At 70.8% G+C, this 16,195-nt stretch carries 13 protein-coding genes; 9 read left to right on the top strand and 4 right to left on the bottom strand.

What is annotated here, in order from left to right; genetic code table 11:
• Window positions 1–3 precede the first annotated feature (3 nt).
• The 6 genes from nuoI to nuoN are packed head-to-tail and all read left to right on the top strand — an operon-like array spanning window position 4 to window position 6,880.
• Window positions 4–600, top strand: a complete 597-nt coding sequence (nuoI, locus tag ACWG52_RS16015) for an NADH-quinone oxidoreductase subunit NuoI (protein ID WP_030758067.1) — start codon at window positions 4–6, stop codon at window positions 598–600.
• Window positions 597–1,409 (top strand): NADH-quinone oxidoreductase subunit J, encoded by an 813-nt coding sequence (locus ACWG52_RS16010; RefSeq protein ID WP_389807973.1) that lies wholly within the window; start codon window positions 597–599, stop codon window positions 1,407–1,409. The genes nuoI and ACWG52_RS16010 overlap by 4 nt, the downstream gene beginning before the upstream one ends.
• Window positions 1,406–1,705: an NADH-quinone oxidoreductase subunit NuoK gene (nuoK, locus tag ACWG52_RS16005; RefSeq protein WP_030653455.1), complete on the top strand. Its 300-nt coding sequence runs from the start codon at window positions 1,406–1,408 to the stop codon at window positions 1,703–1,705. Before ACWG52_RS16010 ends, nuoK begins: the two co-directional genes overlap by 4 nt.
• Window positions 1,706–1,714: 9 nt before the next feature.
• A complete protein-coding gene (gene nuoL / locus ACWG52_RS16000; RefSeq protein WP_266442932.1) occupies window positions 1,715–3,610 on the top strand; it encodes an NADH-quinone oxidoreductase subunit L in 1,896 nt (631 codons plus the stop codon).
• 1 nt (window position 3,611) lies between these two features.
• Window positions 3,612–5,228 (top strand): NADH-quinone oxidoreductase subunit M, encoded by a 1,617-nt coding sequence (locus tag ACWG52_RS15995; RefSeq protein WP_389807969.1) that lies wholly within the window; start codon window positions 3,612–3,614, stop codon window positions 5,226–5,228.
• Window positions 5,225–6,880 (top strand): NADH-quinone oxidoreductase subunit NuoN, encoded by a 1,656-nt coding sequence (gene nuoN, locus ACWG52_RS15990; protein WP_390138724.1) that lies wholly within the window; start codon window positions 5,225–5,227, stop codon window positions 6,878–6,880. Before ACWG52_RS15995 ends, nuoN begins: the two co-directional genes overlap by 4 nt.
• A gap of 79 nt (window positions 6,881–6,959) precedes the next feature.
• Here the strand turns inward: nuoN and ACWG52_RS15985 are convergent, their stop codons facing one another.
• Window positions 6,960–7,574, bottom strand: a complete 615-nt coding sequence (locus ACWG52_RS15985; protein ID WP_389807963.1) for a hypothetical protein — start codon at window positions 7,572–7,574, stop codon at window positions 6,960–6,962.
• 235 nt (window positions 7,575–7,809) lie between these two features.
• Between ACWG52_RS15985 and ACWG52_RS15980 the strand changes: the two genes are divergently transcribed.
• Window positions 7,810–8,850 (top strand): aldo/keto reductase, encoded by a 1,041-nt coding sequence (locus tag ACWG52_RS15980; protein WP_390138728.1) that lies wholly within the window; start codon window positions 7,810–7,812, stop codon window positions 8,848–8,850.
• An 85-nt stretch (window positions 8,851–8,935) separates the two neighbouring features.
• On the opposite strand, the gene fahA is transcribed toward ACWG52_RS15980, so the two are convergent.
• A complete protein-coding gene (gene fahA / locus ACWG52_RS15975; RefSeq protein WP_389807956.1) occupies window positions 8,936–10,159 on the bottom strand; it encodes a fumarylacetoacetase in 1,224 nt (407 codons plus the stop codon).
• A 338-nt stretch (window positions 10,160–10,497) separates the two neighbouring features.
• Between fahA and ACWG52_RS15970 the strand changes: the two genes are divergently transcribed.
• A complete protein-coding gene (locus ACWG52_RS15970; protein WP_386017287.1) occupies window positions 10,498–11,316 on the top strand; it encodes an HAD family hydrolase in 819 nt (272 codons plus the stop codon).
• 47 nt (window positions 11,317–11,363) lie between these two features.
• Here the strand turns inward: ACWG52_RS15970 and ACWG52_RS15965 are convergent, their stop codons facing one another.
• Window positions 11,364–13,367 (bottom strand): CocE/NonD family hydrolase, encoded by a 2,004-nt coding sequence (locus ACWG52_RS15965; RefSeq protein ID WP_389807952.1) that lies wholly within the window; start codon window positions 13,365–13,367, stop codon window positions 11,364–11,366.
• 58 nt (window positions 13,368–13,425) lie between these two features.
• Window positions 13,426–14,922: a peptide MFS transporter gene (locus ACWG52_RS15960; RefSeq protein WP_390168060.1), complete on the bottom strand. Its 1,497-nt coding sequence runs from the start codon at window positions 14,920–14,922 to the stop codon at window positions 13,426–13,428.
• Between the two features lie 211 nt (window positions 14,923–15,133).
• Between ACWG52_RS15960 and ACWG52_RS15955 the strand changes: the two genes are divergently transcribed.
• The gene (locus tag ACWG52_RS15955) at window positions 15,134–16,144 is read left to right on the top strand and encodes a polyprenyl synthetase family protein (RefSeq protein WP_033224186.1); all 1,011 of its coding nucleotides are present in this window, start codon (window positions 15,134–15,136) and stop codon (window positions 16,142–16,144) included.
• The last annotated feature ends 51 nt before the right edge of the window (window positions 16,145–16,195 follow it).

Here is a 16,195-nt window from a genome sequence, read left to right as displayed (position 1 = left end):
GAGATGTCCGACGAGAAGTGGCAGAACCCGGTGGCGGGCTTCGGCGTGACCTTCAAGGCCATGTTCAAGAAGCGCCTCACCGAGCAGTACCCGGAACAGCAGAAGACGACCGCGCCGCGCTTCCACGGACGGCATCAGCTCAACCGGCACCCCGACGGTCTGGAGAAGTGCATCGGGTGCGAGCTGTGTGCCTGGGCCTGTCCCGCCGACGCCATCTACGTGGAGGGCGCGGACAACACCGAGGAGGAGCGCTACTCCCCGGGTGAGCGGTACGGCCGCGTCTACCAGATCAACTACGCCCGCTGCATCCTGTGCGGGCTGTGCGTCGAGGCGTGCCCGACGAGGGCGCTGACCATGACGAACGAGTTCGAACTGGCCGACTCCAGCCGCGAATCGCTCATCTACACCAAGGAGCAGCTGCTCTCCGGTCTGACCGAGGGCATGGTCGAGGCACCGCACTCGATCTTCCCCGGCACGGACGACACCGACTACTACCGCGGACTGGTGACCGGGGCCGCCCCGGGCACCGTCCGGCAGGTCGCCGTCTCCAAGGGCGAGGTTGCCCCGGAGAACGGGCAGTCCGAGGAGGTCGACGCATGAGCGCCCTCGCCGCCTCCGCGACCATGACCTCCACGGGCGAGGCGATCCAGTTCTGGATCCTCGGCTCGGTCGCCGTCATCGGCGCCCTGGCCACGATCCTGATGAAGAAGGCCGTGCACAGCGCACTCAGCCTGGCCGGGACGATGATCATCCTGGCCGTGTTCTACCTCGCCAACGGGGCGTACTTCCTGGGCGTCGTCCAGGTCATCGTCTACACCGGCGCGATCATGATGCTCTTCCTCTTCGTGGTCATGCTCGTCGGCGTCACCGCCGCCGACTCCCTGAAGGAGACCATCAAGGGGCAGCGCTGGATGGCCCTCCTGTGCGGGCTCGGCTTCGGCGTCCTGCTGATCGGCGGCCTCGCCAACGCCGGGCTCACCCACTTCAACGGGCTCGGCCGGGTCAACTCCGGCGGGCACATCGAGGGCCTGGCGCAGCTGATCTTCACCAAGTACGTCTTCGCCTTCGAGATCACCGGCGCGCTGCTGATCACCGCGTCCGTCGGCGCGATGGTGCTCACCCACCGGGAGCGCACCGAACGGGCCGCCACCCAGCGCGAACTCGCCGAGAAGCGGGTCCGCGAGGGCGTCCAGCTCCCGCCGCTGCCGGCGCCCGGCGTCTACGCCCGGCACAACGCGGTGGACGTCGCCGGTCTGCTGCCGGACGGCACCCCGTCCGAGCTGACCGTCAACCGGACGCTGCGCGCCCGGGGCCAGATCCGGGACGTCTCCAGCCAGGCGCTCGACGACCTCAAGGCACTGGAGCAGGCCTCGTCGGAGCGCCTCGGCCGTGAGGAGGCCTCGAAGTGAATCCGGTCAACTACCTGTACCTGGCGGCCCTGCTGTTCACCATCGGTGCCACCGGGGTCCTGATCCGCAAGAACGCGATCGTGCTGTTCATGTGCGTCGAGCTGATGCTCAACGCCTGCAACCTCGCCTTCGTCGCGTTCTCCCGGATGCACGGCAACCTCGACGGCCAGATCATCGCGTTCTTCACGATGGTCGTCGCCGCCGCGGAGGTCGTGGTCGGCCTGGCGATCATCGTGTCGCTGTTCCGTACCCGCCACTCGGCCTCGGTCGACGACGCCAGCCTGATGAAGCTGTAAGGGGTCGCTGTGGAGAACCTGATTGCGCTGCTGGTGGCAGCGCCCCTGCTCGGAGCGGTGGTGCTGCTCTGCGGCGGCCGACGCCTCGACAAGGTCGGTCACTGGATCGGCACCCTGCTCGCGGCCGTCTCCTTCGGGATCGGCGTCGCCCTGTTCGCCGACATGCTGGGGCGCACGGCCGAGGACCGGACCCTGACCCAGAAGCTGTACACCTGGATCCCCGTCGAGGGCTTCCAGGCGGACATGGCCTTCCAGCTGGACCAGCTGTCGATGACCTTCGTCCTGCTGATCACCGGGGTGGGCACGCTCATCCACGTGTACTCGATCGGGTACATGGAGCACGACGAGCGCCGCCGCCGCTTCTTCGGCTACCTCAACCTGTTCGTCGCCGCGATGCTGCTCCTGGTCATCGCCGACAACTACCTGCTGCTGTACTTCGGCTGGGAGGGCGTGGGCCTCGCCTCGTACCTCCTGATCGGCTTCTGGCAGCACAAGCCCAGCGCGGCCACCGCCGCGAAGAAGGCCTTCCTGGTCAACCGCGTCGGCGACATCGGTCTGTCGATCGCGATCATGCTGATGTTCACCACCTTCGGGACCTTCACCTTCGGGCCGGTCCTCGCCTCGGTGGGCGAGACCTCCGAGGGCACGCTGACGGCGATCGGCCTGATGCTGCTGCTGGCCGCCTGCGGCAAGTCGGCGCAGGTCCCGCTGCAGTCCTGGCTCGGGGACGCGATGGAGGGCCCGACCCCGGTCTCGGCCCTCATCCACGCGGCCACCATGGTGACGGCGGGTGTGTACCTGATCGTCCGCTCGGCCGCCATCTTCAACGGGGCGCCGGACGCCCAACTGGTGGTCACCGTCGTGGGCGCGGTCACGCTGCTCTTCGGTGCGATCGTCGGTTGCGCGAAGGACGACATCAAGAAGGCCCTGGCGGGCTCGACGATGTCGCAGATCGGCTACATGATCCTCGCCGCGGGCCTCGGCCCCATCGGCTACGTCTTCGCGATCATGCACCTGGTGACGCACGGCTTCTTCAAGGCAGGTCTCTTCCTCGGCGCGGGTTCCGTGATGCACGGGATGAACGACGAGGTCGACATGCGCAAGTACGGGGCCCTGCGGAAGTACATGCCGGTCACCTTCGTGACCTTCGGCCTCGGATACCTGGCCATCATCGGCTTCCCGGGCCTGTCGGGCTTCTTCTCCAAGGACATGATCATCGAGGCGGCCTTCGCGAAGGGCGGCACCGAGGGCTGGATCCTGGGCGGAGTGACCCTGCTGGGCGCCGGCATCACCGCCTTCTACATGACCCGCGTCATGCTCCTCACCTTCTTCGGCGAGAAGCGCTGGCAGCCGGACGCGGAGGGCCACCCGCCGCACCCGCACGAGTCCCCGAAGTCGATGACGATCCCGATGGTGATCCTGGCCTTCGGGTCGGTCTTCGCCGGCGGATTCTTCGAGATCGGCGAACGCTTCCTGAAGTGGCTGGAGCCCGTCACCGGTTACGAACACGGCGACCCGCCGGTCAGCGCCATGACGATCACCGCGGCCACCATGGTCGTCCTCCTCGTCGGCGTCGGCATCGCCTGGGCCATGTACGGCCGTAAGCCCGTCCCGGTCGTCGCCCCGCGCGGCTCGCTCCTCACCCGGGCGGCCCGCAAGGACCTCTACCAGGACGACTTCAACCACGTCGTGCTGGTCCGCGGCGGGGAGCACCTGACCCGCTCGCTCGTGTACCTCGACCACAGCGTGGTCGACGGGGTGGTCAACGGGACGGCCGCCTCGGTCGGCGGGCTCTCGGGCCGCCTGCGCAAGCTGCAGAACGGCTACGCCCGCAGCTACGCGGTCTCGATGTTCGGGGGCACGGTGGTCCTGATCGCCGCGACCCTGCTGATGAGGGCGGTGTGAAATGAGTTTCCCGCTTCTGACGGTGACGGCCGCGGTCCCCGCGGTCGGCGCGATCCTGACGGCGGCCGTCCCGGCCGCCCGCAGGACCGCCGCCAAGTGGCTCGCGCTGCTCTTCTCGCTGGCGACACTGGCCCTGGCCGTGCTCGTCGCGATCCGGTTCGACCCGACCGGTGACCGCTACCAGCTCACCGAATCCCGGCCGTGGATCGCCGACTTCGGTGTCCGCTACGAACTCGGCGTGGACGGGATCGGCGTCGTCCTCATCGGGCTCACCGCGCTCCTGATCCCCTTCGTGATCGCGGCCGGCTGGCACGACGCCGACCCCTTGGCCGCGTCCGACAGCGGCTCCGCCGCGGGCAAGAGCTACCGGTGGCGGCCGACCCAGGGCTTCTTCGCCCTGATCCTGCTGGTCGAGGCGATGGTGATCATCTCCTTCGAGGCCACCGACGTCTTCCTCTTCTACATCTTCTTCGAAGCCATGCTCATCCCGATGTACTTCCTCATCGGCGGCTTCGGGGACAGGGCACACGGCGGCTCCGAGGAGAACGCGGCCACGCAGCGCTCGTACGCGGCGGTCAAGTTCCTCCTCTACAACCTGGTCGGCGGCCTGATCATGCTGGCGGCCGTCATCGGCCTCTACGTGGTCGCCGGGAACTTCTCCCTCCAGGAGATCACCGCCGCCCGGGCCGCCGGCACGCTCGACATGTCGACCAACACCGAGCGGTTGCTGTTCCTGGGCTTCTTCTTCGCCTTCGCGATCAAGGCCCCGCTGTGGCCGCTGCACACCTGGCTGCCGAACGCGATGGGCGAGTCCACCGCCCCGGTCGCCGTACTGATCACCGCGGTCGTCGACAAGGTCGGCACCTTCGCGATGCTCCGCTTCTGCCTCGGGCTCTTCCCCGACGCCAGCAAGTGGGCCACGCCGGTCATCCTCGTCCTGGCCCTGATCAGCATCGTCTACGGCGCGCTGGTCGCGGTCGGCCAGCGGGACATCAAGCGGCTGGTCGCCTACGCCTCGATCTCGCACTTCGGCTTCATCATCCTGGGCATCTTCGCGATGACCTCCCAGGGACAGTCCGGCGCCACGCTCTACATGGTCAACCACGGCCTGTCGACGGCGGCGCTGATGCTGGTGGCCGGCTTCCTGATCTCGCGGCGCGGTTCGCGGCTCATCGCCGACTACGGCGGTGTCCAGAAGGTGGCCCCGGTCCTCGCCGGCACCTTCCTGATCGGTGGCCTCGCCACCCTCTCGCTGCCGGGCCTCGCGCCCTTCGTCAGTGAATTCCTGGTCCTGGTCGGCACGTTCGCCCGGTACCCGGTCGTCGGCATCATCGCCACCACCGGCATCGTGCTCGCCGCCCTCTACACGCTGGTGCTCTACCAGCGCACGATGACCGGCCCCGTGAAGGAGGAGGTCCGCACCATGCCGGACCTGCGCCTGCGGGAGGTGTTGGTGGTCGCCCCGCTGATCGCCCTGCTGATCGGACTGGGCGTCTACCCGAAGGTGCTCACCGACATCGTCAACCCGGCGGTGGAGTACACCATGTCGGACGTGAAGCAGACGGACCCGAAGCCCGAGGTCGACGTCGAAGCCAAGAACGGGGAGGCGGCGAAGTGAGCGCAGCGACTTCCGCCCACAGCCTGTGGACACTGGCGGCCGAGGCACCGGCCGACCGGATCCCGGCACCGACCATCGAGTACGCACAGCTCGCGCCCACGTTGATCGTGGTGGGCGCGGCGGTGCTCGGGATCCTGGTCGAGGCCTTCGTGCCTCGCAAGGCCCGCTACTACACCCAGGTGTTCCTCGCCGTCGCCGCGCTGGCCTCGGCCTTCGCGGCGGTCGTCGGCCTCGCCGCCGGCGGGTACGGGTCGGACAAGGCCCACGTCGCCGCGATGGGCGCCATCGCCGTGGACGGCCCGGCGCTCTTCCTGCAGGGCACCATCCTGCTGGCCTCGATCGTCGCGGTCTTCACCTTCGCCGAGCGGCGACTGGACCCCGCGGCGCACGGCAACCGGGTGGACTCCTTCGCCGCCCAGGCGGCGTCCGTACCGGGCAGCGACAGCGAGAAGGCCGCCGTCAAGGCGGGCTTCACCACCACCGAGGTCTTCCCGCTGGCCCTGTTCGCGATCGCCGGCATGCTGATCTTCCCGGCGGCCAACGACCTGCTGACGCTGTTCATCGCCCTTGAGGTGTTCTCCCTCCCGCTGTACCTGCTCTGCGCCCTCGCCCGCCGCCAGCGGCTGATGTCGCAGGAGGCCGCGGTGAAGTACTTCCTCCTGGGCGCCTTCTCCTCCGCCTTCCTCCTCTTCGGCATCGCACTGCTCTACGGGTACGCGGGCTCGGTCTCGTACGCGGTGATCGCCGACGTCGTCGACGGCACGGTCGCCAAGATCGACCCGGCGCTGGCCTCCACGATGGGCAACGACGCGCTGCTGCTGATCGGTGGCGCGCTGATCCTGATGGGCCTGCTCTTCAAGGTCGGCGCGGTCCCCTTCCACATGTGGACCCCGGACGTCTACCAGGGCGCCCCGACCCCGATCACCGGCTTCATGGCGGCGGCGACCAAGGTGGCCGCCTTCGGCGCCCTCCTGCGCCTCCTCTACGTGGTCCTGCCGGGGCTGCGCTGGGACTGGCGACCGGTGATGTGGGCGGTCGCCATCGTCACCATGCTGGCGGGCGCGGTGATCGCCGTGACCCAGACGGACGTCAAGCGGCTGCTGGCCTACTCCTCGATCGCGCACGCCGGCTTCATCCTGGCCGGTGTCATCGCGACCTCGGCGCAGGGCGTCCAGTCCGTCCTCTTCTACCTGGGCGCGTACTCCTTCGTGACGATCGGCGCCTTCGCGGTGGTCACGCTGGTGCGGGACGCGGGCGGCGAGGCCACGCACCTGTCCAAGTGGGCGGGCCTCGGCCGGCGGTCACCGCTGACGGCGGCCGTCTTCGCGGTGTTCCTGCTCGCCTTCGCGGGCATCCCGCTCACCTCCGGCTTCACCGGCAAGTTCGCCGTGTTCAGGGCGGCGGCGGAGAGCGGCGCCGGGGTGCTGGTCGTGATCGGTGTCCTCTCGTCCGCGATCGCCGCGTTCTTCTACATCCGGGTGATCGTCCTGATGTTCTTCAGCGAGCCGAAGGCCGACGGCCCGTCGGTGGCGGTTCCCTCGCCGCTGACGATGACCACCATCGCGGTGGGAGTCGCCGTCACCCTGGTCCTGGGCCTCGCTCCGCAGTACTTCCTGGAGCTGGCGGGGCAGGCGAGCACCTTCGTCCGCTGACCGGTTCCTGACACGACCAAGGGCCCGACTCCCCCGGGGGAGTCGGGCCCTTGGTCATGTCGTGCGCCCCGCCGGTGCGTCAGTGCCCGTGCCCGTGGGACGCGGGGGCGGGCTTGCCCGGGGTGGGGGCCTTCTTCGGGCAGGTCAGCGCCGGGTTCCAGTTGTGGAAGCGGCCGGCCGGGTTCTTCTTGTACGCCCACATGTGCAGGTCGTAGTGCTTGGGCATGCCCGCCCAATGGCCCGGCATGGGGCCGTCGAAGGGCAGACCGAACATGCTCGGCCGGTCGTCCGCGGTCTTCAGGTCCTGGTCCCGGTCGGTGGACATCCACTCCACGGTCTCCAGCCTGCGGCGGCCGTTACGGTCCTTGTCCTTGCTGTACAGCAGCGCGGTCGGCCTGGCCGGGTCCAGCGAGCCCCAGTTGGCCTGCTTGACGTAGTGGTAGTTCATGGCGCCCACCCCGAACGGGTTGGTCATGCACTCCTCTCCCTTCGGGACGTACCCGTCCTTGATGGCCTCCCGCTCGTCCGCGTACTTGGCCGTCACCGCGATCGCCGTCGCCATGTCCCGCATCGCCCGCTCGTCCCGAGGGTCGGGAGCCGGCCCCTCCACCCCGTGCGCCGGGACCACGGCGGCCAGACCCAGCGACACGGCGGCCGCACAGGTCAGGACGGTCTTCAAGCTGCGTAGGGACATGGCGGCGGCTCCTCGCGGTGGGGGTACGGGGTACGGGTTCCCGCTTCCATTCGTCCGTCCACCATCCCGGCCCCGCCCGCCGGGCGCACGCGGCGCGCCTCCGAACGGGGGGCCGGCGCGGCCGGCATGCGCGGAACCGGGTGCGACGCGACGCTGGGCTTCCCGTCCGGCCCGCCCCACCATGGCCACCCGACGGGCGGCAGCCCGACCGAGCGACGGACCGTCAGGAGCACGCATGAGCACTCTGCCCACCACCCCCCTCGGCACCACCGGCATGGACATCAGCCGCCTCGGCTTCGGCGCCTGGGCCGTCGCCGGCGCCGCCTGGCGCTACGGCTGGGGCGCCACCGACGACGCCGACTCCGTCGCCGCCGTCCGCCACGCCGTCCGGAGCGGGGTGAACTGGATCGACACCGCCGCCGTCTACGGACTCGGCCACTCCGAGGAGCTCGTCGCCCGCGCGATCGCCGGACTCCCCGACGGGGAGCGGCCGTACGTCTTCACCAAGGTCGGGCTGGTCTGGGACCCGGCCGACCCCGCCGCCGCCCCCGTCCGCACGATGAGACCGGCGAGCGTACGGCGCGAGATCGAGGACTCGCTGCGCCGCCTCGGCGTCGAGTGGATCGACCTGTACCAGGTGCACTGGCCCGACACCGGTGAATCCCTGGAGCACCGCGGCGCCGACACCGCGGCGGGCGCGACCCCGCTGGAGGAGTACTGGCAGCTGATGGCCGACCTGAAGAAGGAGGGCAAGGTACGCGCGATCGGCTTGTCGAACCACTCGGTCGACGAGCTGGAGCGGGCCGAGCGGATCGCCCACGTGGACGCGATCCAGCCGCCGTTCTCGGCGCTCAAGCGGGAGGCGGCGGACGAGATCGCCTGGGCCGCGGCCCACGGCACCGGCGTCATCGCCTACTCACCGATGCAGTCCGGACTGCTGACCGGAACCTTCGACGCGGAGCGGGTCGCCGCGCTGCCGGCCGACGACTGGCGCCGCCGCCACCCGGACTTCACCACCCGGCTCGCCGCCAACCTCACCGTCGTCGAGGTGCTGCGCCCCGTCGCGCGGCGGCACGGGGTGTCCGTCGCCGAGGTCGCCCTCGCCTGGGTGCTGGCCTGGCCGGGGCTGACCGGTGCGATCGTCGGCGCCCGCACCGCCCGCCAGGTGGACGGCTGGATCGGCGCGGGCTCGCCGACCCTGACCCCCGCCGACCTGGCCGAGATCGCCAAGGGGATCGAGGCCACCGGAGCGGGCCGGGGCCCGGTCCGGCCGTGACCCGCCGCTCAACCGCGGGCGGCGTACGCGCGGACGTCCGCGTCCGGATCCGGACCGCGGCCGCCGCCCGTACGCCGGCGCCGGACTAGCGCGATCCCACGATGCGGCCGGTGACCTCGCCGAGGCCGACGCGCGTGCCGTCCGGGCCGGGGGCCCAGGCGGTGAGGGTGACGGTGTCCCCGTCCTCCAGGAAGGTGCGCTTGCCGTCGGTGAGCTCGATGGCGTCGCGGCCGTTCCAGGTGAGCTCCAGCAGCGAACCGCGCTGGCCGACCTCGGGACCGCTGACGGTGCCGGAGCCGAAGACGTCACCGGTGCGCAGGGAGGCGCCGTTGACGGTCATGTGGGCGAGCTGCTGGGCGGCCGTCCAGTACATGGTGGCGAACGGCGGCTGCGCCACCTCCTGCCCGTTGATGGAGACGGTGATGCGCAGGTCGAAGCCGCCGGGGCGGTCGAGGTCGGCGTCGTCCAGGTAGGGCAGGAGCGGGAATTCACGGGCGGGCGGTGCGACCCGGGCGGCGTCCAGGGCCTCCAGCGGGGTGACCCAGGCCGAGACGGAGGTGGCGAAGGACTTGCCGAGGAACGGGCCGAGCGGCACGTACTCCCAGGCCTGGATGTCCCGCGCCGACCAGTCGTTGAGCAGGAAGAGCCCGAAGACGTGGTCCTCGAACGCGCCCAGCGGCACCGGGGTGCCCAGCTCGGAGGGGGCGCCCACGACGAAGCCGACCTCGGCCTCGATGTCGAGCTTGACGGAGGGGCCGAAGACGGGCGCCGGGTCGGTGGGCGCCTTGCGCTGACCGGAGGGGCGGGCGACATCGGTGCCGGAGACCACGATCGTGCCGGAGCGGCCGTGGTAACCGATCGGCAGGTGCTTCCAGTTGGGGGTCAGCGCGTCGCCGTCCGGGCGGAACATCCTGCCGACGTTGGTGGCGTGGTGCTCGCTCGCGTAGAAGTCGACGTAGTCGGCGACCTCGTACGGCAGGTGCAGGGTGACCTCGTCGAGCGGCAGCAGGTGCGGCTCGACGGTGGGGCGGTGGCCGGGGTCGGTCACCCAGGCGGTCAGCGCGCGGCGGACGTCGCGCCAGGCGGTGCGCCCGGCGGCCAGCAGCGGGTTGAGGGAGGCCTGCCCGAGCAGCCCGGCGTACGGGGAACCGAGCGCGGCCGCGGCCGCCCCCGCGTCGAGCACGTGTCCGCCGATGCGCACGCCGATCCGGCGGCGGCCTTCCGCGGCGGTCGAGAAGACGCCGTAGGGGAGGTTGTGCGGCCCGAACGGGTCGCCCTCGGGGACATCGAGGGGGCTCTGCTGGGGCATGGGGTACTGCCTCGCTTTCGACGCGGTCCGGGGGTGTCCCGGTAGACACGGTGCGGGACACGCTACTCAGGATCCCGCAGGAAAGCGCGGGTACCCGGTCGGAGATGAAACACACCCCAGGACGACGCCCATGGTCAGGTATCCACAGTTCCGGTCATATCTGATCTTTTGGTGCGTGCTGTCGATCGAGGGCCTTACGGTCGGGGTTGTGCACTTCCCTGCCCCGCCCCTGTCCTGCTCGACGCTGGAGCGCGCCAAGTGACGGATGGGGCGTGCGGGAGGCCGGATTCAGGCTCAATTTGTAGGACTTGTCCAAAGGGGTCCGTATCCTAGGCGCCGTGACTTCCGCCCCACCTCCGGCCCTTCCCTATGCCTTGATCGCCACCGATCTGGACGGGACTCTGCTCCAAGCCGGGGACACCGTCTCCGCCCGCTCGTACGAGGCGCTCGCGAGGGCGCGCGCGGCCGGCGCCCAGCACATCATCGTCACCGGACGCCCCGTCCCCCAGGTCCGACACGTCCTGGACCGGCTCGGCTACACGGGGCTCGCGGTGTGCGGGCAGGGCGCGCAGGTCTACGACGCGGCGCGCGGCCGCCTGCTGCACTCCGTCTCCATGGACCGGGAGCTGGCCGACGTGGCCCTCGGCAAGATCGAGGCGGAGGTCGGCGAGGTCTACGCGGCGGTCAACCAAGAGGGCTTGGACGCGGAGATGCTGATAGGGCCGGGCTACCGGATGTGGCACCCCCACCTGCCGACGGTCCGCGTCCCACGGCGCTGCGACCTGTGGTCGGCGCCGATCAACAAGGTGCTGCTCCAGCACCCGGAACTGGACGACGACGAACTGACCCGGGTGGCGCGGTCGGTGGTCGGCCACCTGGTGAACGTCACGATGGCGGGCGAGCACACGGTGGAACTCCAGCCGCCGGGCATCGACAAGGCCAGCGGGCTCGCGCGGGCGGCGGACCTCCTCGGCGTCTCCCCGTCGGGGACGATCGCCTTCGGAGACATGCCGAACGACATCCCCATGTTCGCGTGGGCGGCCCACGGGGTGGCGATGGCCAACTCGCACCACGAGCTGGTGGCGGTCGCCGACGAGCTGACGCTGTCCAACGAGGACGACGGCATCGCGGTGGTCCTGGAGCGACTGTTCGGCTGACCGCCGGTCGGAGCCCCGGGGCCGCCCGTCAGGGCGGGGCGACCCGCTCAGCCCGCCGCCCGCGGCAACCGTCGCTCCCACGTCCGGTGGAAGACCACCTCGTCCCCCTCCCGGCACACCACCTCGTTCGACGTCAGGAAACCGCCCGCGTCGCAGCGGATCTCCGACCGCGTCTCCACCCGCGCGTCCCAGCCCAGTTCCGGCCGGTGCAGCCGGATCCGCCACCGCGAGAACGTGCGTGCCGACAGCGCGTCCGCGTCCTGGATCTCGTACACCTCCTCCGCGTCCTCGGAGTACTCCAGCCCGTCGGGGAACACCCGCGTGCCCCCGTACCGCGGGTCCACCTCCAGCCGCCACGTCCCGCGCGCCACGTCCCGTACGACCAGCCGCTCCGGGCGCGGTTCGTCCAGCGTCGCAGGGAAGACCACCCCCAGCGGCTCCGCCTGCTCCGGGGCCTCGAAGACGATCCCGCCGTCCGCCGCGGAGCCGGCCCGCACCGGCAGGGTCAGCGCGCTGCCCGCCGGATCCAGGGTCCACCCGGCCTCGGAACCGGCCCGCGGCCAGATCCACGGCCAGTACGCGGAGGACACGGCGAGCCGGATCCGGTGCCCCGGCGCGAAGGCGTGGCCGATGCCGTTCAGCTCGAAGGTGACGTCCTCGTACGAGCCCACCGGCCAGGGCACCGCACGGTCCCGGCCCCGGCGCGCGGAGAGGTTCAGGGCGCCCCGCGTGACCAGCGTCGAGGAGCCGTCCGGGGCGACGTCGCACAGCCGGGCGATCACCTGCCCGTACGGCACGTCGAGTCGCAGCCGCAGGGTCACCGACGGCCGTCCCAGGATCTCCACCGGCTCCTCGCGCCCCACCGGGAACTCGAAACAGGCCGACTTCGCGTCCTCCTCCCGCTGGTCCGGCGGGAGGTCGGCGTCGTTGCCGAAGGGGAAGAACCGGCCCGCGTCCAGTCCGGTGTGCTGCGGGGAGGCGACGTCCACGGGCGCGCCCTGGAACACGTACGGGACGGGGATGACGGACGCCGAGGGCCAGGCCTTCTCGCCGACCCAGCGGCCCGGGAGCTCGTCGTACACCGTCGCCGGCGGGTGCGAGTCGCTGATCCAGGTGCGCAGCAGCGGCTCGTCCATCACCCCGTTGTCCACGCCCTTCAGCCAGTGGTCCCACCAGCGCAGGGTCTCCTGAAGGAAGCCGATGGCCGGTCCCGGCGGCAGGCCGCGGTCCGGGTACTGGTGCGACCAGGGCCCGATCAGGCCCCGTACGCGGGTCGGCGGCAGGTGTTCGACCAGCCGCAGCACGGTGTCCCGGTACGGGTCGTGCCAGCCGCCGACCGCGAGGACGGCCGCGTGCACGGCCGGGTAGTCCTCGCAGACGCTGCCGTGGCGCCAGTAGGCGTCGCGCGTCTGGTGGGAGAGCCAGGTGTGGACGAGGGGTTCCACCGCCTCCAGCCGCTCCAGCCACCGTCGGCGCCAGTCGTCGCCGACGAAGCGCGGGTCCGGCGGCCGGGAGGCGAAGGCCAGCATCGTGGCCGCCCACGCGTGCATGTCCACGGCGAGCACCGAGCCGCCCATGTAGTGCACGTCGTTGTCGTACCGGTCGTCCGTCGAGCAGACGGTCACGATCGCCTTCAGCGGCTCGGGGGCCAGCGCCGCGATCTGGAGGGAGTTGAATCCGCCCCACGAGATCCCGAACATCCCCACCGCCCCCGTGCACCACGGCTGCGCCGCCAGCCACTCCACCACCGCGACCCCGTCCGCCAGCTCCCGGGCGTCGTACTCGTCGCCGGGCCGGCCGCCGCTGCAGCCGTGCCCGCGCACGTCCACCCGTACGGAGGCGTAGCCGTGGCCCGCGTACCAGGGGTGGCGCTGCTGGTCGCGCGGCGCGGTCCAGTCGGTGAGCCGGTAGGGGAGGTACTCCAGCAGGGCCGGGACCGGCTCGTCCGTCACCGGGCGCCAGATCCGGGCGTACAGCTCGACGCCGTCGGGCAGCGGGATCCGGACATCCTCGTGGGTGGTCCCGTACGGGAAGTCGGTACGGATGATCATCTGGTCTCAGCCGCCAATCGCCTCGGACGTTCTCCACGGACCCCCGCCCCCGGCCGCATCAGTGGACGGGGTGCATCGTGCGCCGCAGCCACGGCGCCATCGCCATCACGACCAGGCCCGCCGCCACCGCGACGGCGCCGTTGAGGCCGAAGTACAGGGGGTTCGACACCTGGCCGTAGACCTTGACCACCTGCGCCTGGATGCCGTTGGCCAGCGCGAGGGAGAGGAACCACAGCGCCATCGTCTGGCTGCCGAAGGCCCGCGGCGCGAGCTTGCTGGTGGCCGACATGCCCGAGGTCTCCAGCAGGACGTCGCCGAGGCCGAGGAGCAGGTACGAGCCGACGATCCACCAGGCGGCCATCCGGTAGGCGTCCCCGTCGTGCCCCGAGGTCGGGATCACCATCAGCAGGAAGGACAGGCCGCCCAGGATCACCCCGATGGCGATCTTGTTGGAGGCGTGCGGCTGGCGGTGGCCCATCCGGGACCAGAGTGCGGCGACGACCGGGGCCAGGGCCACCTCGAACGCGCCGAGCGCGGAGGCGTACCAGCTCGACGGGAAGTCGAAGCCGAGGATCGTGCTCTCGGCGTTGGTGGAGGCCAGCAGCATCATCGTCGAGTAGGCCTGGAAGAGGATGAAGTTGAAGGCGACCGAGGCAAGGAAGAGGACCACGTACGGGCGCAGTCGCCCGCGTTCCTCGCGCGTCACCCGCGGACTGCGGAACATCACCACGAAGTAGACGATCGGGGCGATCACGGAGACCAGGGTGAGCAGGTCGACGAAGCGGCCCATGGTCAGCCACCCGACGAGGGCCAGGAGGGTGGCGAGCGCGGCGAAGGCGAGCAGGCCGCCGACGATCCACCACACGGCGCGGCGCATCGCGTCGGGGGCGAGGGCGTACTCGGCGGAGTGCTTGCGTCCGGCCAGATGACGGCGGCCCAGGACGTACTGGATCAGACCCGCGGTCATCCCGACGGCGGCGGCGGAGAAGCCCCAGTGCCAGCCCTGGTGCTCCCCGAGCCAGCCGGTGACCAGCGGTCCGGCGAAGGCGCCGATGTTGATGGCCATGTAGTAGAGGGCGAAACCGGCGTCGCGCCGGTCGTCGTCCGTCCGGTAGAGCTTGCCGACCATGGTGGCCACGTTCGGCTTGAGCAGGCCGGTACCCGCGCTGATCAGGCCGAGGCCGATCCAGGTCATGGTGGCCGTGGGCACGGCCATCGCGTAGTGGCCGCAGGCGATCAGGATGCCGCCCCAGAGCACGGCGCGGTACGAACCGAGGATGCGGTCGGCGAGCCATCCGCCGGCGACGGAGACGAGGTAGACCATGGTCCCGTAGGCCGCCGAGACGGAGGCGGCGGTACCCGGGTCCATCCCCAGGCCGCCGTTCGCCACCGTGTCCGCGAAGTAGAGGACGAGGATGGCCTGCATGCCCAGGAACGAGAAACGCTCCCAGACCTCCAGTCCGGAGAGCGTGGCGAGGCCCCGGGGGTGGCCGAGGAAGGCATGGTCGTCCCGGGCCGGTGGCCGGTCGGCCTCCGGATCCGCGGGTTCGTCCATATCGGTCGCAGTTCTGGGCAAAACGTATTCTCCGGTTGTTTCGGCTCTTCATGAACATACCGGTGTGTATCGGACGGTGCGCGGGTGGTGGCCGGGAAGGCGCTCTCGGTGATCGAAAACAGACCCGATACGCTGGCTTGAGTGATGGCAGCGACACATCGACAATCCATGTGATCGTCAGCGTGATCGTCAGCAGACAGGAGTACCCCTCGTGACCGTCGTCGGGCCGTTCGGACTGAGCGTGCGGGACCAGGCTCTTGAAACCGATGTCCAGGCCGGACTGGCCGCCGTCGAGGCGGGTCTGCTGGAAGCCACCAAGAGCGAAGTCCCCTTCATCACCGAGGCCGCACAGCACCTGGTCCGGGCCGGAGGCAAGCGGTTCCGGCCGCTGCTGGTGATGCTCGCGTCCCGGTTCGGTGATCCCTACGCGCCCGGCATCGTGCCGTCCGCCGTCGTGGTCGAGCTCACGCACCTCGCGACGCTCTACCACGACGACGTGATGGACGAGGCGGACGTCCGCCGCGGGGTGGAGAGCGCCAACGCCCGCTGGGGCAACTCGGTGGCCGTCCTCACGGGTGACTTCCTGTTCGCCCGCGCCTCGCACATCCTGGCCGACCTCGGGCCGGAGGCCGTACGCATCCAGGCCGAGGCCTTCGAGCGGCTGGTGACCGGCCAGATCCTGGAGACGGCCGGGCCGCGCGACGGCCGCGACCCCGTGTCGCACTACCTCGACGTCATCGCCGGCAAGACCGGCTCGCTGATCGCGGTCTCCGGCCGCTTCGGCGCGCTCATGTCCGGCGCCGACGAGTCGGTCGTCGACATCCTGACCCAGTACGGCGAGCGGCTCGGCACCGCCTTCCAGCTCGCCGACGACGTCCTCGACATCGCCTCCGACGCGCACGAGTCCGGCAAGACCCCGGGTACCGACCTGCGCGAGGGCATCCCGACGCTGCCCGTGCTGCGGCTGCGCGAGATGGCGGCCCAGGGCGGCGACCCCGCGGACCTGGAGCTCGTGGAACTCCTGGACGGCGACCTGACGGACGACGCCCGCCACGCCGAGGTGCTCACCCGACTGCGGGCGCACCCGGCCCTGGAGCGGGCCCGCCGCGACACCATCCAGTACGCCGAGGACGCGCGGGCCATGCTGGCCCCGCTGCCGGAGTGCTTCGCCAAGTCGGCGCTCGAAGAGCTCTGCGACGCGGTGGTGCACCGCGCCGGGTAGCCGCCAAGACCGCGGAACGGGCCCTTCCGCCCCGGCGACCCCTACGGGTCG

The sequence above is a fragment of the Streptomyces sp. CLCI03 genome, from assembly GCF_053615355.1.
The sequence above is the reverse complement of the archived record's forward strand: the minus strand, read 5'-3'. Positions and strand labels throughout refer to the sequence as shown.

Coding starts and splice junctions, on each gene's coding strand:
- fahA (WP_389807956.1), bottom strand. CDS start 10,159: ATGCCCCAGCAGAGCCCCCTCGATGTCCCCGAGGGCGACCCGTTCGGG.
- ACWG52_RS16010 (WP_389807973.1), top strand. CDS start 597: ATGAGCGCCCTCGCCGCCTCCGCGACCATGACCTCCACGGGCGAGGCG.
- ACWG52_RS15960 (WP_390168060.1), bottom strand. CDS start 14,922: ATGGACGAACCCGCGGATCCGGAGGCCGACCGGCCACCGGCCCGGGAC.
- ACWG52_RS15985 (WP_389807963.1), bottom strand. CDS start 7,574: ATGTCCCTACGCAGCTTGAAGACCGTCCTGACCTGTGCGGCCGCCGTG.
- ACWG52_RS15980 (WP_390138728.1), top strand. CDS start 7,810: ATGAGCACTCTGCCCACCACCCCCCTCGGCACCACCGGCATGGACATC.
- ACWG52_RS15995 (WP_389807969.1), top strand. CDS start 3,612: ATGAGTTTCCCGCTTCTGACGGTGACGGCCGCGGTCCCCGCGGTCGGC.
- nuoI (WP_030758067.1), top strand. CDS start 4: ATGTCCGACGAGAAGTGGCAGAACCCGGTGGCGGGCTTCGGCGTGACC.
- ACWG52_RS15965 (WP_389807952.1), bottom strand. CDS start 13,367: ATGATCATCCGTACCGACTTCCCGTACGGGACCACCCACGAGGATGTC.